This window comes from Allobosea sp. 05T433 (assembly GCF_056396065.1).
In genome coordinates, this window is the sequence record NZ_JBFTKS010000004.1 from 369,004 (window position 1) to 384,152 (window position 15,149).

The 15,149-nt window shown below is 64.9% G+C and carries 12 protein-coding genes and 1 pseudogene; 4 read left to right on the forward strand and 9 right to left on the reverse strand.

Annotated elements, in window-relative coordinates; genetic code table 11:
* Positions 1-3 precede the first annotated feature (3 nt).
* Together AC1DGP_RS08095 and leuS are read right to left on the reverse strand one after the other, a co-directional pair.
* Positions 4-570: a hypothetical protein gene (locus tag AC1DGP_RS08095; protein ID WP_441492047.1), complete on the reverse strand. Its 567-nt coding sequence runs from the start codon at positions 568-570 to the stop codon at positions 4-6.
* Positions 557-3,181, reverse strand: coding sequence for a leucine--tRNA ligase (gene leuS / locus AC1DGP_RS08100; protein WP_476831964.1), 2,625 nt, complete (start codon positions 3,179-3,181; stop codon positions 557-559). Before leuS ends, AC1DGP_RS08095 begins: the two co-directional genes overlap by 14 nt.
* Before the next feature lie 204 nt (positions 3,182-3,385).
* On the opposite strand from leuS, the gene AC1DGP_RS08105 reads away from it, so the two are divergent.
* Positions 3,386-4,051: a YggS family pyridoxal phosphate-dependent enzyme gene (locus AC1DGP_RS08105; protein ID WP_476831965.1), complete on the forward strand. Its 666-nt coding sequence runs from the start codon at positions 3,386-3,388 to the stop codon at positions 4,049-4,051.
* A gap of 90 nt (positions 4,052-4,141) precedes the next feature.
* Here AC1DGP_RS08105 and AC1DGP_RS08110 read toward each other — a convergent pair whose 3' ends face one another.
* Complete coding sequence (locus tag AC1DGP_RS08110) at positions 4,142-4,711, reverse strand: L,D-transpeptidase family protein (RefSeq protein ID WP_476775124.1); 570 nt, start codon at positions 4,709-4,711, stop codon at positions 4,142-4,144.
* Positions 4,712-4,792: 81 nt separating this feature from the next.
* On the opposite strand from AC1DGP_RS08110, the gene AC1DGP_RS08115 reads away from it, so the two are divergent.
* Both AC1DGP_RS08115 and AC1DGP_RS08120 read left to right on the forward strand, forming a co-directional pair.
* Entirely contained in the window at positions 4,793-5,479 is a 687-nt protein-coding gene (locus AC1DGP_RS08115; RefSeq protein WP_069882335.1) for a response regulator transcription factor, read from the forward strand.
* Between the two features lie 6 nt (positions 5,480-5,485).
* Positions 5,486-5,950: a cyclic nucleotide-binding domain-containing protein gene (locus tag AC1DGP_RS08120; RefSeq protein WP_476775125.1), complete on the forward strand. Its 465-nt coding sequence runs from the start codon at positions 5,486-5,488 to the stop codon at positions 5,948-5,950.
* Positions 5,951-5,959: 9 nt separating this feature from the next.
* Here the strand turns inward: AC1DGP_RS08120 and xth are convergent, their stop codons facing one another.
* The 6 genes and pseudogenes from xth to tesB form a co-directional block, all read right to left on the reverse strand.
* Positions 5,960-6,775, reverse strand: a complete 816-nt coding sequence (gene xth / locus AC1DGP_RS08125; RefSeq protein ID WP_441492052.1) for an exodeoxyribonuclease III — start codon at positions 6,773-6,775, stop codon at positions 5,960-5,962.
* Between the two features lie 155 nt (positions 6,776-6,930).
* The gene (locus tag AC1DGP_RS08130; RefSeq protein ID WP_441492053.1) at positions 6,931-7,761 is read right to left on the reverse strand and encodes a LolA family protein; all 831 of its coding nucleotides are present in this window, start codon (positions 7,759-7,761) and stop codon (positions 6,931-6,933) included.
* Positions 7,762-7,939: 178 nt separating this feature from the next.
* Positions 7,940-10,436, reverse strand: a pseudogene (locus tag AC1DGP_RS08135) (FtsK/SpoIIIE family DNA translocase).
* Positions 10,437-10,647: 211 nt separating this feature from the next.
* A complete protein-coding gene (locus tag AC1DGP_RS08140) occupies positions 10,648-12,126 on the reverse strand; it encodes an ammonium transporter (protein ID WP_441493289.1) in 1,479 nt (492 codons plus the stop codon).
* A 34-nt stretch (positions 12,127-12,160) separates the two neighbouring features.
* On the reverse strand, positions 12,161-12,499 hold the full coding sequence (locus AC1DGP_RS08145; RefSeq protein WP_043236992.1) for a P-II family nitrogen regulator: 339 nt from the start codon (positions 12,497-12,499) through the stop codon (positions 12,161-12,163).
* A gap of 238 nt (positions 12,500-12,737) precedes the next feature.
* Positions 12,738-13,604, reverse strand: coding sequence for an acyl-CoA thioesterase II (gene tesB / locus AC1DGP_RS08150; RefSeq protein ID WP_441509090.1), 867 nt, complete (start codon positions 13,602-13,604; stop codon positions 12,738-12,740).
* Positions 13,605-13,754: 150 nt separating this feature from the next.
* On the opposite strand from tesB, the gene AC1DGP_RS08155 reads away from it, so the two are divergent.
* Positions 13,755-15,005 (forward strand): ubiquinone biosynthesis hydroxylase, encoded by a 1,251-nt coding sequence (locus tag AC1DGP_RS08155; protein WP_441509089.1) that lies wholly within the window; start codon positions 13,755-13,757, stop codon positions 15,003-15,005.
* The last annotated feature ends 144 nt before the right edge of the window (positions 15,006-15,149 follow it).

Here is a 15,149-nt window from a genome sequence, read left to right on the forward strand (position 1 = left end):
GGCTCAGCCGCCGACGAGATCGGCGGCGATCTGCCCTTGGATCAGGGTTGCCAGCGACTTGCCGGCTCGAATCTGGGCATCTCGTGCTGCGCGGACCGTGGAAAAACGCTGCTGGGAGCGTTCATAGGGCGCGCGCGTTATGGTCGTGCCGGAGGATACGACCTCTCCTGTACCTTCCCGGACGAGCGACCAGGTGGCTGTCGCGACGAGAACGGCGGAGTCGGCGCGGCCACTGACGTAGTCGACGGTGACGACTTCGATCGATTCCCGGATCGAGGCCTGGAGCTTCAGGCGCTTCGGACCAGTGGCCTCTCCGGCTCCGCCGCCGTCGAGTTCGAAGACGAGTTCGTTCCGCAGGTAATGCCCGACCAGGCCCTTGATCTCGGGGACCTCGATATTCCTGAGCGCCGCCTTGACGCTGCCGCCGACGGTGCTGGTGGTATTCTCGGCATAGAGCGGGCGCAGGCACCCACCAGCAAGCGCGGCGGCGCCGAGTGCGGCGGCCAGCATGAGGCGGCGGGTAGGCACACCGCGACCAGGTCGGCAGCGGTGCGAATCAGACGACGACATTCACAATTCTCCCCGGCACCACGATGATCTTCCGGATCGGGCGATCGTCCAGGGCTTTGATGACGGCCTGGGATGACCGAACGATGGCTTCGACGGAGACCGTATCCGCATCGGCCGGCACGGTCACCTCTGCGCGCTTCTTGCCGTTGATCTGGACCGGCAGCGTGACGCTGTCGTCACGGAGCAGTTCGGCGTCAGCCACCGGCCAGGAGGCTTCGCCAACGAGGCCGGGTTGGCCGAGCGCGTGCCAGCACTCCTCGGCAAGATGCGGCATCATCGGCGCGACAAGCTGCGTGACGATGGCGGCCGCCTCGTGCAGCGCAAACGCCATATCGCTGGCAAGCGCGGGATCCTCGGCAGCTCCGTCGAGCGCCTTCGCGATGGCGTTTGTCAGCGTGTAGATATGAGCGACGCACCGGTTGAAGCCGAGGCGCTCGATATCGGCGCCGACGGCGTGCAGGGCACGATGGCTGGCCTTGCGCAAGGTGAGGGCCGCCTCACCGAATTCCGCGGCAGCACCCGCTGAATTGCCGGTCCGCTCGGCGATCTCGCCGATCAGCCGCCATAGGCGCTGCACGAAGCGGGCTGCGCCCTGAACGCCTTCGTCCGTCCAGATCACATCGCGATCCGGCGGCGAGTCCGAAAGCATGAACCAGCGGGCGGTGTCGGCGCCGTAGGAGGCGATGATGTCGTCGGGGTCGACCACATTCTTCTTCGACTTCGACATCTTCTCGATGGAGCCGATCTCGATTGGCGCCCCGGTCTCGACATGGAAGCCACGACGCTCGCTGCCATTGGCCTCGATACGGACATCGCCGGGCTCGACCCAGGTTCCATCCTCGGCTCGGTAGGTCTCATGGACCACCATGCCCTGGGTGAAGAGGCCGGCAAAAGGCTCGTCCAACCCGGCATGGCCGGTTGCCTTCATCGCGCGGGTGAAGAAGCGCGAATAGAGCAGGTGCAGGATCGCGTGCTCGACGCCGCCGATATACTGGTCAACCGGAAGGAAGCGGTCGACGACCTTGCGATCGGTCGGGCTCTCGGTGCGCCAGGGATCGGTGAAACGGGCAAAATACCAGGAGGAATCGACGAAGGTATCCATCGTGTCGGTTTCACGACGGGCCGGCTTGCCGCAATTGGGGCAGGCGACATGCTTCCAGCTCGGGTGATGGTCGAGCGGGTTGCCGGGCTTCTCGAAGGAGACGTCATCCGGCAGCTTGACCGGCAGGTCGGCATCCGGGACCGGCACGGTACCGCAATCGGCACAGTGGATGATCGGGATCGGGCAGCCCCAGTAGCGCTGGCGCGAGATGCCCCAATCGCGCAGGCGGAAATTCACCTTGCGCGTGCCAACGGGCTGATTGCCGCGTGTCTCGCTCTCCAGCCGGCGGGCCACCTCTTCTTTCGCTTCCGGAATGGTCATGCCATCCAGGAAACGCGAATTGATCATGCGGCCATCCTCGACATAGGCCGTGTCCGTGATGACGAAGCTTTCGGGGTCGACACCCTCGGGGCAGACGACCGGGGTGTTGCCGAGCCTGTATTTGTTGACGAAGTCGAGGTCGCGCTGGTCATGGGCCGGGCAGCCGAAAATGGCACCGGTACCGTACTCCATGAGGATGAAGTTCGCGACATAGACCGGCAAAGTCCACGATGGATCAAAGGGATGGACTGCGCGCAGGCCGGTATCGAAGCCGAGCTTCTCGGCCTTGTCGATCGCTTCCTGCGCCGTGCCGGTGCGCTTGCACTCCTCGATGAAGGCCTGCAGTTCCGGGTTCCTGGCTGCGGCGGCCTTGGCCAGCGGGTGATCGGGCGCGATCGCCATGAACTTCGCGCCGAACAGCGTGTCCGGGCGTGTCGTATAGATCTCCAACTCGGATTGGCCGAAGGCATTCGATTCGAGTGCGAAACGAATCAGCAGCCCTTCCGAGCGGCCGATCCAGTTCTTCTGCATCAGCCGCACCTTCTCCGGCCAGCGCGTCAGCCCTTCCAGGGCGTCATGCAGCTCCTGACCGTAATCGGTGATCTTGAAGAACCACTGGGTCAGCTCGCGAATCTCGACGAGAGCGCCGGAGCGCCAGCCACGCCCGTCGATGACCTGCTCATTGGCGAGCACGGTCTCGTCGACTGGATCCCAGTTGACCTTGGCGGTCTTGCGATCGACCAGCCCGGACTTGAGGAAGTCCAGGAACATCTTCTGCTGGTGGCGATAATAGCTCGGGTCGCAGGTAGCGAGTTCGCGGCTCCAATCCAGCGAGAGCCCCATCGACTGGAGCTGCGTGCGCATCGTCGCGATGTTGGCGTAGGTCCATTCGCGCGGATGGATCTTGTTGGCCTTGGCAGCGTTCTCGGCCGGCAGGCCGAACGCATCCCAGCCCATCGGGTGGAGAACGGAAAAGCCCTTGGCCCGCTTGTAGCGCGCAACGACGTCGCCCATCGCATAGTTGCGAACATGGCCCATATGGATGCGCCCCGACGGATAGGGGAACATCTCGAGCACGTAGTAGCTCGGGCGCGTATCGTCATTGCGTGTCTCGAAGAGCTTGCGCTCATTCCAGACCTGACGCCATTTCGGCTCGGATTCCTTGGGATTGTAACGTTCGACGGCCATGATGCGCGGGCAATTCTTGGATAAGCGGAGCCTGCCGGCCGCTTCCTAGGAAATCGCTGGGCGCTTTCAGAGGAAACAGAAGGCCGTTTCCGCAGTTAGAGCGGGAGTCGGGCGGAAAACCGGTTCCGGCTTTTCCACATCATGTTCTAGGACACCATTGCACGCACGCGGTCAACGTCGCGCGCGAGATGGAAGGGTTTCACGATGAACGATACGGTTACGCGGCTGGCCGCCACGCAAGCGGCGATTGCACGCGCCGCGCGTGATTTCGAGCGCCGCCCAGCAGATGTGACGCTGATCGCCGTTTCGAAGACCATGCCGGAGGAGGCGATCCTTCCTGCCCTGGAAGCAGGACAGCGCGTCTTCGGCGAGAACTACGTCCAGGAGGCCAAGGCGAAATGGCCGGGCCTGCGCGAGCGCTTTCCCGATGTCGAACTGCACATGATCGGCCCGCTGCAGTCGAACAAGGCACGGGACGCGGTCGCCCTGTTCGATGCGATCCATACGCTCGACCGCGAGAGCCTGGCGAAGGAACTTGCCCGCGAGATCGCGAGGGCCGGCCGGGCACCGAAACTCTTCGTGCAGGTGAATACCGGCGAGGAACCGCAGAAGGGAGGCATCAATCCGGGCGAGGCCGACGCGTTCATCGCGCTCTGCCGCACGCATCACGGTTTAGTGATCGAGGGGTTGATGTGCATTCCGCCAGCCGACGAGCCGCCCTCGCCGCATTTCGCGCTGCTGGCCAAGATCGCTCTGCGCAACGGGATTGGCGGACTCTCGATGGGAATGAGCGCCGACTACGAGGCCGCGATCCAGCTCGGTGCTACCCACGTTCGTGTCGGTAGCGCGATCTTTGGGGCCAGGGCGTAGGGAGCTCCCTGTTTGCACGCCGGTAGCGGGTCGACCCGGCGGTAGTGCCGAGTCGACCCCAAGGCCTACTGATCGCGCTGACTGCGGATCCTACCGGATTTCCATGACGCAGCGCCGGGCGAGGCGCGGCAGCAGCTTCTCAAAGACATGCCGCTCGACAGCGACGCAACCCGCCGTCGGAGTGAAGCCAGGCCGGGCCAGGTGCCAGAAAATCGCACTTCCGCGGCCGCGAATCACGGGAGCATCGTTCCAGCCCATTTCGACGATGACGTCGTAGAGATGGTCCTCGCGTGTGAGCCGCTCCTCGGCTTCGCCGGGCGGGCGGTCGATCAGACGATTGTAGCGCCGGTCGCTCCTATCGTCGCACCAGGCATCGCGAGGTGCGATCCTGCGTAGCGGCAAGCTGGTCTGGGGGCGGGGCAAGCGATCAGCGCGATAGAAGATGCGCCGCAGCGGCAATGTGGCGCGGGGAGTGCCGCCATCGCCTTCCCGCTTGGCGACAATGATGCCGGAGCGGCCAAGGGCACAGGGAAAACAGGCGCCGCCAGCGATCAGAAAACCCTTGCGGCGATCATGCACGGAGCGGACGATTTGCAACCGGGTTAGGCCGCGCCGCACCTCGCCTGGACCGGCACCGCCGGCTTGATCACATTTTCTCACGGATATTCCACCCCACCTGACTTGCAGTCGCGATTCAGCGGGCTCATGGTGCCGGAATCGCAAACCGTTCAAATGATTGCCATGCCCGCCGTCCATCATATTCTTCTGGTTGACGACGACCAGACGTTGCGTGACGCGCTCGCGGAGCAGCTCGCGCTTTATGACGAGTTCCGGATCTCGACGGCTGCGACGGCATCCGCCGGCGTGAAGGCCGTTCAGGCCGAACGGGTCGATCTCGCCGTCATGGATGTCGGGCTTCCCGACATGGATGGTCGCGAGGCGGTGAAGGTGATGCGCCGCAACGGCTTCAAGAGCCCGGTGATCATGCTGACCGGGCAGGGCTCGGACGCCGATACCGTGCTCGGACTGGAAGCCGGCGCCAATGATTATGTGGTGAAGCCGTTCAAGTTCGCGGTGCTGCTGGCGCGTATCCGCGCCCATTTGCGGCAGTACGAAGCGAGCGAGGATGCCGTCTTCCAGGTCGGCCCCTATACCTTTCACCCAGGATCGAAGCTGCTTGTCAGCGAGAAGGGCTCGAAGACCAAGCTCACCGAGAAAGAGACCGCGATCCTGCGCTTTCTCTATCGTGCCGGCCGCAAGCCGATTGCCCGCGAGATCCTGCTTCAGGAGGTCTGGGGCTATAATTCACAGGTCACCACCCACACGCTGGAGACCCATATCTATCGTCTGCGCCAGAAGATCGAGCCCGATCCGGCCAATGCGCGACTATTGGTGACGGATGCGGGCGGCTATCGCCTGAATCCTTGAGATTCCATGGCGCTTAACGACGACATCGCATTCCTGGCCAAACAGCCGCTGCTGGGTCTCATGGACCATGACGCCTTGCGGCTCGTGGCCTTTGCCGCCGAGAACCGCATCCTGCGCGCCGGTGATGTGCTCTTCCGCCGCAACGACGGTTCGGATGGTGCCTATCTCGTCGTCTCGGGTGCGATTGCGCTCATGAGCCGGGATGACGGCCAACCCGCCGACGAGGTGGTGGGTCCAGGCGGGTTGATCGGGGAGCTGGCGCTGTTCGCCTCGATCAAGCGGCCGGTGACGGCCGTTGCGCGCGAGCCCACGCAACTGATGAAGCTCTCGCGCAGCGTGATGCGCCGGGTGCTCGGCGAATCCCCGCAATCGGCTCAGGCGATCGCGGCTGCGATCGGAGAGAGGCTGCATGGCTTCATGGGCGAATTGTCACAGGTTCGCGATGCGCTGATCGCGATCGATCGAAGCTAGAGCGCTCGATCAGAGCTCCAATGTCACCGTGACGGGAACGTGGTCCGAGGGCCGCTCCCAACCGCGTGCTTCACGCAGGAAGGTGACGTCGCGCAGGGTCGGCTTCAATCCGTCAGAGAGCCAGATATGGTCGAGCCGGCGACCCTTGTTCGAGGCAGCCCAGTCGGCGGCACGGTAACTCCACCAGCTATAGAGCTTCTCGGGTTCGGGCCGCAGCGTGCGCGCGGCATCGCTCCAGCCAAGCTCGGTGCGCAGCGTTTCGAGCGTCGTGGTTTCGATGGGTGTATGGCTGACCACGTCGAGAAGCTGCTTATGGCTCCAGACATCGTGCTCATAGGGCGCGATATTGAGGTCGCCGAGCAGGATGCTTGGCCGGTCGGTTGGTCGTTTGGCGATTCCCCAGGCGCCGAGTTCGTCGAGAAAGGCGAGCTTGTGGGCGAACTTGTCGTTCAGGTTCGGATCCGGGATGTCGCCTCCGGCCGGAATGTAGAAATTATGGATGGCGACGCCCGCGGCAGCGCCAGCTCCCTTGTCGAGTACGACCGTCATATGGCGGGCATCATTGCGTCCGCACATCGCCATGGCGTCCTTCTCGCTGAAGGGCAGGCGTGAGACGATCGCGACGCCGTTATAGCCCTTCTGGCCGATGAAGGCCTGATGGACATAGCCGATCTTCTCGAAGGCCTTGGCGGGAAACTGCTCGTCAGGAGTCTTGGTCTCCTGCAGGCACAGTACGTCCGGCGCGGTGGTGGTCAGGAATTCCGTCACCATGCCGATGCGCAGGCGCACCGAATTGATGTTCCAGCTCGTAACGGTCAGATTCACGCAGTGGTTCCGGATCGAAAGGGAGCCGGAAACTGGGTCTTGGCAGCGGAAAAAGCAAGCCGCTCCGAAGCCTGACGGCGTTGCAGCCGCCGCCTCGTCTCGCAAGCAAGCCCGGCGCTCGAAATCGCTTGGAGGGCGGCCCCTTCAGCGCGTGCTCAGAGCATGCGCTCGTAGTTGATCACGAAATTCTTCGGATCGGGACGCCGCTGCGTATCGAGGTTGTAGAGCGAGACCGATGTCTCGTAGCCCTGGGGATCGATGACCACCCACTGCCTGAGTTCATTGGCCGCCATGTCGTAGTTCAGGGTGATCTTCGACGTGCCGCCAAGGGTCGAACGATCCTCGACGCTGACCGACAGGATGTCGCCCTTGGTGCTGACCTTGGTGATGGTCGAATCTCGGGCAAGGTCCATGCGCTCCTTGACTAGGAACTTCAGTGGCGTCTGGCCGATCGAGTAGAGATCCTGGGTCGCGAGCTTCTTGTCGCGGATCGCCACCGAGGTGCCGTCGGCGATGACTTCCATGGTCACGGGCGGCCGATACTCGAAGCGCATCTTGCCTGGGCGCTGGATATAGAGCTTGCCTTCGAAGCGGCGGCCGTCAGAGGCGAACTGGATGAAGTCGCCCTGCAAGGTCGCAAAGCCATTGAAATAGGCATTGAGACGCTCGACAGCTTCCTGCTGTGTGAGCGGGGCTGAATGCTTGCTGGTGGTCGACTTGACCGGGACGGCAGCCGGACGGGGCTGTTCGGCGGCGACCGTGGTGATGACCGGAGCGGAGGTTGCCTCCGCGGTCCGCGGCAGGCCAAGCCCCGGCGGTCGCATGGGCGGCAGCGGGATCGCGCGGGGAGCTGCCGGCTTTGCGGCCGGCGCTGCGGGTTTGGCCTGAAGATCAAGCGGCTGGGCCGCGAGCGGGCCAGACGCAATGGCGAGCCCAAGCGCGACAAAGGCGCCGAGCGAAGCCTGCATTGGCGAAACGCGTGTCATGAGCAAAGCTGCTCCGATGCTGGGGCCATATCGGCCTGGATGTTCGCGTCATTGCCTGATGCGGGCAATGACTGGAGGCGGGCGAAATGGCCCGCCGCCTCAGGTAAACGCATCAACCACCGTATGAGTTGCACTTCAGCGTGGCAATTTGAGGACCTGCCGTCTCTCTGCCGTCCGCTCAATCCTCGTCTTCCCTGGCGCGGCTGGCCTCGACGAGGATTTCTCGCTTGCCGGCGTGGTTGGCGGGGCCGACGATGCCCTCGTTCTCCATGCGCTCCATGATCGAGGCGGCGCGGTTGTAGCCGATCTGCAGGCGGCGCTGGATATAGGAGGTCGAGGCCTTCTTGTCGCCCGCCATCCTCGTCATCGCTGCCGGCCTCCTCCTCGGCGGTGACCGCGTCGAGATAGTCCGGCCGGCCTTGCGTCTTCAGATGCGCCACGACCTTCTCGACCTCGGCATCCGAGACGAACGGCCCGTGCACGCGGGTGATGCGGCCGCCRCCGGCCATGTAGAGCATGTCGCCCTGGCCGAGCAGCTGCTCGGCGCCCATCTCGCCGAGAATGGTGCGGCTGTCGATCTTCGAGGTGACCTGGAACGAGATGCGGGTCGGGAAATTGGCYTTGATCGTGCCGGTGATGACGTCGACCGAGGGCCGCTGGGTCGCCAGCACGACATGGATGCCGGCGGCGCGCGCCATCTGCGCCAGGCGCTGGATCGTGCCCTCGATTTCCTTGCCGGCGACCATCATCAGGTCGGCCATCTCGTCGACGATGACGACGATATAGGGCAGGGGCCCCAGATCCATCACCTCTTCTTCGTAGATCGCCTCGCCGGAATGCTTGTCGAAGCCGGTCTGCACGGTGCGYGTGATGATCTCGCCGGCAGCCAGCGCCTCGCCGACCCGGACATTGAAGCCGTCGATGTTGCGCACRCCGAGCYTCGACATCTTCTTGTAGCGCTCCTCCATCTCGCGCACCGCCCATTTCAGCGCGACCACCGCCTTCTTCGGGTCGGTGACGACGGGGGTGAGCAGATGCGGGATGCCGTCATAGACGGAGAGCTCGAGCATCTTGGGRTCGACCATGATCAGCCGGCACTGYKCGGGSKTSAGCCGGTAGAGGATCGACAGGATCATGGTGTTGATCGCGACCGACTTGCCCGAGCCGGTGGTGCCGGCGACGAGCAGATGCGGCATGCGGGCAAGATCGGCGATCACCGGCTCGCCGCCGATGGTCTTGCCGAGGCAGAGCGCCAGCTTGTGCTTGGTCGATTCGAAATCCTGGCTGGCGAGCAGCTCGCGCAGGAAGACGGTCTCGCGCTTGGCATTGGGCAGTTCGATGCCGATCGCGTTCTTGCCCTGGACAACGGCGACACGCGCCGAGATCGCGCTCATCGAGCGCGCGATGTCGTCGGCCAGCGAGATCACCCGCGACGACTTGGTCCCCGGCGCCGGCTCGAGCTCGTAGAGCGTCACGACAGGGCCCGGGCGAACCTGGCTGATCTCGCCGCGCACGCCAAAGTCCTCGAGCACCCCCTCGAGCAGGGTCGCATTCTGCTCCAGCGCATCCGTCGAGATGGCTGTCGAGGGGACCTTCTTCGGTTCGGCAAGATAGGTCAGCGGCGGCAGCTCGAAATGATCGCGATCGAGCAGGGACGGCTGGGCCTCGCGCGACAGACGCTTGCCAGGCTTGGGAGCAGCGGGCCGGGCGGTGACGCGCGGAGCATTGAGATCGCGCAGGTCCTGCGGTTCATCATCATCGTCGATATCGCCATCGGGAAAGTCGACGACGCGACTGGCCGGACGCGGGCTGGGCAACGGCTCGGGGGCGAAGACTGGAGGGGCAGCGCGGGCCGCAGCTTCGTTGAACTGCGGTTCGCGGCGTACGCGGCTGACGGGCTGGTTGCCAGCGGAGCCAGTGGCGCTGACGGCCGGTTCCGGCGGGTGCGGCAGGCGACGCAGGATCGCGCCCTTGAGCGCCATTGCGCCATGGGCAAGCCAGCCGACAAGGATGACGGCGAAACCGGGCTCGTCGTCGCGACGCTCCTCGGTCTCGGCCCAGGACTCGTCTTCGTCGTCGCTGTCATTGACCGGATCTTCGTCGGTGACGAAGCCGAAGCCCGCGGCGGCGGTCACGGCGAGAATTGCTATACCGGCATAGAGAAAAGCGACAAGGCCGCCGAGGGCGCTGCCTGCGATGCCGACGAGATTGCGCGTCCCAAACAGCAGGCCGTCGCCGATCACGCCGCCCATCCCGGTGGGCAAGGGCCAGCGCGGCGTCGCCGGAAGGGCGCTCGCGACGGCCGCCGTCGCGACGATACCGACAACCCAGAGACCGAGCTTGAGCGCGCCGCGATCGAACAGGTGGAAGCGCATCAGGCGCAGCGCCCAGATCAGCGGCGGGAAGAGCATGGCGATGACGCCGAGCCCGATCATCTGCATGGTCAGATCGGCGATCATCGCACCCGGGCGCCCGAGCAGGTTGTTGACGGCGCCGCCGGTGGCGTTGTTGAGGCTGGGGTCTTCAGCGGCCCAGGTCGCAAGCGCGAGTGCGATGGCCGCTGTCAGCGCCAGCAGCCCGAGCCCGACCATCTCCGACGTCCGTCGCGACAGGAATTCCCGCGCGGGATCGGGCAGGCGATCGATCAGGGATGAGGAGCGTCGGATTGTTCGCATGCCGGCCGGGCCGCCTTCCACAGGACTACAGGCCGCATCATACCGGCCTCCAGCGATCAGGGTATGAAGGTCAGGTTAAGACCCGCTTAACCTTGAAGGGGAGCGCCTCGCCGGCGGATCGATCGGCCTGCTTCTGCGGGCGGAGTTACCATGAGAAAGGCCCCGGCGGGAGACCGCCGAGGCCTGTTTCACGTGAAGCGGCGGGAGACGCTTACATGCTGTAGGCGCGCTCGCCGTGCTCGGCGATGTCGAGGCCTTCGCGCTCCTGATCCGTGGTGACGCGCAGACCGACGACGACGTCGACGATCTTGTAGAGGATCAGTGAGCCGACGCCGCTGAAGACGAGCGTGAAGAGAACGGCCTTGGCCTGAGCCACGAATGCCGGCCCGAATTCATAGGCCGCGGTGACGAGCTCGCCCGGCTTGGAGACATAGTCCGGGATGCCGCCGCCGCCGAGCGCCTGATTGACCAGGATGCCGGTGGCCAGGGCGCCGATGATGCCGCCGACGCAGTGGATGCCGAACACGTCGAGCGAATCGTCGTAGCCGAGCGCATTCTTGACGGTGGAGCAGAAGACGAAGCAGACGGCGCCAGCGACGAGGCCGAGCACGATCGAGCCCATCGGGCCTGCGAAGCCAGCGGCCGGCGTGACGGCGACGAGACCGGCAACCGCGCCCGAGACCATACCGAGCAGCGAGGGTTTGCCCTTGGCCGCCCATTCGACGAAGAGCCAGCCGAGCGCGGCTGCCGCCGTGGCGACGAAGGTGTTCATCATGGCAAGCGCGGCGGTGCCGTTGGCCTCGAGATTCGAGCCGGCATTGAAGCCGAACCAGCCGACCCAGAGCAGGGCTGCGCCGATCAGCGTCATGGTCAGCGAGTGCGGGGCCATCAATTCCTTACCGTAGCCGACGCGCTTGCCGAGCAGCATGCAGCCGACGAGGCCGGCGATGCCCGCGTTGATGTGGACGACGGTGCCGCCGGCGAAGTCGAGCGCACCCCATTTGAAGAGCATGCCGGCATCGGCGTTGACCGCGTCGAGCGCCGCGGTTGCGGCCGCCTTGGCATCGGGGCCCGCCTCAGCGACAGCCTTGGCCGCATTGCCGACGGCATCGGGACCGCCCCAGTACCAGACCATATGGGCCATCGGGAAATAGATGAAGGTCACCCAGAGGGCGGTGAACAGCATCAGCGCCGAGAACTTGATGCGCTCGGCGAAGGCGCCAACGATCAGGGCCGGCGTGATGCAGGCGAAGGTCATCTGAAAGCAGATGTAGACGTATTCGGGGATGACGACGCCGTTCGAGAAGGTCGCCGCGACCGAGTTGCCGTCGACGCCGCGCAGGAAGGCTTTCGAGAAGCCGCCGACGAAATCGTTCAGGCCGCCGCCGTGGGTGAAGGCGAGGGAGTAGCCGTAGATCACCCAGAGCAGGCTGACCATGCAGACGATGGCGAAGACCTGGGTCAGCACCGAGAGCATGTTCTTGCTGCGCACCAGGCCGCCATAGAACAGGGCGAGGCCGGGAATCGTCATCAGCAGCACGAGCACGGTCGAGCTCATCATGAAGGCGGTATCGCCCTTGTTCGGCACCGGCGCGGCGGGAGCCGCCGCTGTCTGGGCCAGCGCGACCGCCGTGGTCGCGGCGAGCACCGCTCCGACCAGCCCGGCCCGCAATGGGGTCTTGAAATTCATCGGTTGAAACTCCTGGACTGAAGGATCGAGAGGATCAGAGGGCGTCGCCGTCGGTCTCGCCTGTGCGGATGCGGACGGCCTTCTCGATCGACGATACGAAGATCTTGCCGTCGCCGATCTGGCCGGTACGGGCTGCGGCGGTGATCGCCTCGATCACCTTGCCGACGAGCTCGTCCGAGACGGCGACTTCGATCTTGATCTTCGGCAGGAAGCTCACGGCATATTCGGCACCGCGATAAATCTCGGTATGGCCCTTCTGCCGGCCATATCCCTTCACCTCGGTCACGGTCAGGCCATGCACGCCGATGGCGGTGAGCCCGTCGCGCACCTCCTCCAGCTTGAACGGCTTGATGACAGCCATCACGATTTTCATGCTTGGGTTTCCCCGTTTCCGCCGCCCGGATGTCAGCCCCGGCGATCGCGTTGCGCTCCGCGCGCGCCGGGAGCCCGACACACGTCACGGCCGGTCAATTCAAGGCCCGTGCCAACTGCCGGAGGGGGATCATGAGGGGATGACGCAAGGAAAAACGCCCCGTCGCACCACTCGGTGCGGGGTGATTGCCTAATAAGCAGGCAAATGCTTGGTTGCTGTGCTTCTGCTTAGAAAGCGCTCATTCGCGGTCCGGACGCGGCCGGATCAGGCCTTCCTGCGCCACGGACGCGACGAGCTTGCCATGGCGATCGAAAACAAGGCCGCGGGAGAACCCGCGCGCGCCCGAGGTCGAGGGGCTGTCCTGAGCATAGAGCAGCCAGTCATCGGCGCGGAAGGGGCGATGAAACCAGAGCGCATGATCGAGGCTCGCGCCCTGGATCTGCTTGTCGAACACGGTCTTGCCATGCGCGATGAGGCTCGAATCGAGCAGCATCAGATCCGAAGCATAGGCAAGCACGCTTTGATGAACCGCCGGATCGTCGGGCAAAGGCTGCATCGAGCGGATCCAGACATTGAACTTCGGCTCCATCTTCTCGCCTGTGACGTAGCGCTGGAGCTCGACGGGCCGAATCTCGATCGGCCGCTCGCGCTGGTAATAGGCGCGCACGGCTTCGGGCATATGCGGCAGCACGCTGCGCTGCATCTCCTCCCGGTTCGGCAGTTCCTCCGGCATCGGCACGTCCGGCATCGGCATCTGATGCTCATAGCCGGGTTCTTCAGCCTGGAACGAGGCGGACATCGAGAAGATCGCCTCGCCATGCTGGATCGCCAGCACGCGCCGCGTCGTAAACGAGCGGCCGTCGCGGAGCCTTTCGACCTCGTAAATGATCGGAGTCTCGGGGTCGCCCGGCAGCAGGAAGTAGGCGTGCAGCGAGTGCGGCTGGCGGCCTTCCACTGTCTGGCAGGCGGCGTAGAGGGCCTGCCCGATGACCTGCCCGCCGAAGACCCGCTGCCAGCCGATCTTGGGGCTGCGACCGCGGAACAGATTGCGCTCGAGCCGCTCGAGGTCGAGGATCGACATCAGGGAGTCGCTGATCTGGGACATGGTTCTCCAGGCTCGACTGGCGGGCGGATTGACGGGCGGGCCGGCTGAGCCGAAGACGGTTCCGCCGTATCCTCCGCATCAGCACCGACGCACCGGGCGTCGTCAAGCGCTGGTCCAGGCGTGGTCGGCATGAGGCGCAGGAGCAGGACGATGGGGCAGCAGACCGGCCATTCCGGAAGGCGGATCGTGATCGCGGGTGGCGGCATCGCCGGGCTTTCGCTGGCGCTGGCGCTGAAACGGGCGCTCGGCGAGGCTTATGCAATCGTCCTGGCGGACCCGGCGCTTGCGGCACCGCCGCGTCAGGACAACCGCGCCTACGCCGTGGCGGCGGCTGCACGCAACATGCTGGAGGTGCTGGGCGTCTGGGAGGCCGTTGCAGGCAGTTCTGCCGCGATGACCGAAATGGTGGTGACCGACAGCCGCAATCCAGACGTGGTGCGTCCGGTCTTCTTGACCTTTGACGGCGAGATCGAGCCCGGACAATCCTTCGCCCATATGGTCGAGAACATGGCGCTGATGACGGCGCTGTTGAGCGCCTGCCGTGAAGCGAATGTCGAGATGCGGCCGGAAGGCGTTCGCGGTTTCGATGCGCAGGACGATACCATCGAGATCACCTATGCGGGCGGCGAGCGCATTGGGGCGTTGCTGCTCGTGGCTGCGGATGGCGCGCGGTCGCGGCTCCGCGAACGCGCCGGCATCGGTTGGGTCGGCTGGTCCTACCACCAGTCCGGGCTGGTTGCGACGCTGAGCCATGAGCGGCCGCATGACGGGCGGGCCGTCGAACATTTCCTGCCATCCGGGCCCTTTGCGATCCTCCCGCTCAGCGACGGCGGCAGGCTCGGCCACCGCTCTTCGATCGTCTGGACGGAGCGCGAGGAGAATGTCGCGGCGCTGCTCTCGCTCGACGAGGCCGATATGCTCGACGAGATCGAGCGGCGCTTCGGACTGGAGCTTGGGGAGCTTGCACTGGAGAGCAAGGTCACGGCGATGCCGCTCGGCTTTGGCGTGGCGCGTCGCTTCGTCGGCGACAGGCTGGCGCTGCTTGGTGACGCCGCTCACCTGATCCATCCGATTGCCGGCCAGGGGCTCAATCTCGGGCTGAAGGATGTCGCGGCCCTGGCTGAGGCCATCGTCGATGCCGCGCGGCTTGGGCTCGATCCAGGCAGCGCCGACGTTCTCGAAGGTTATGAAAGCGCCCGGCGTTTCGACACGGTTGCGATGGGCGCGGTGACGGACGGGCTCAATCGGCTATTTTCAAATGACGTAACGCCATTCCGCCTGGCTCGCGATTTCGGGCTCGGGCTGGTCGATCGGATGCCAGGGCTGAAGCGCTTCTTCATCCGCGAGGCGGCGGGACTGGCAGGGGACCCGCCGCGCCTGCTCAGAGGCGAGGCGCTCTAGATGTGTAGTCCCGAAATCTGATGGTGCATCATCGATCCTGAGTCGTCAGGAGGAGGATGCATTATGGGAAGCGTTCTTCATGGCAGCGCCCGCACGACGGCGCGTGTTCGAGCCGAGCTCCAAGGGTCGAAAGAGAGCAGCCGG